Annotated in this window: 1 protein-coding gene; it reads left to right on the top strand. The window is 50.5% G+C overall.

All coding sequences use genetic code 11. The features are described 5' to 3' along the window. The coding region (locus BZJ21_RS15560; RefSeq protein WP_131826361.1) for a GTP-binding protein at positions 1–461 on the top strand (461 nt) is incomplete at both ends.

The raw sequence follows: 461 nt of genomic DNA, 5'->3' as shown, positions 1-461 counted from the left end.
GCACGTTAACGTTGGTACTATTGGCCACGTTGACCATGGTAAAACTACGCTGACTGCAGCTATCTGTACTGTACTTGCAAAAGTATACGGCGGTGCTGCACGCGATTTCGCGTCAATCGATAACGCACCAGAAGAGCGTGATCGTGGTATCACCATCGCAACGTCTCACGTTGAGTACGATACGCCAAACCGTCACTACGCACACGTTGACTGCCCAGGACACGCTGACTATGTGAAAAACATGATCACCGGTGCTGCGCAAATGGACGGTGGTATCCTAGTAGTAGCAGCGACTGATGGCCCAATGCCACAGACCCGTGAGCACATCCTACTTGGCCGTCAGGTTGGTATTCCAAACATCCTCGTGTTCATGAACAAATGTGACATGGTTGATGACGAAGAGCTGCTTGAGCTGGTTGAAATGGAAGTCCGTGAGCTACTTTCAGAGTATGACTTCCCAG

Source organism: Salinivibrio costicola subsp. alcaliphilus, assembly GCF_001996185.1.
Classification (GTDB): Bacteria; Pseudomonadota; Gammaproteobacteria; order Enterobacterales; family Vibrionaceae; genus Salinivibrio; species Salinivibrio costicola.
This window is presented reverse-complemented; position numbering and strand designations above follow the sequence as displayed.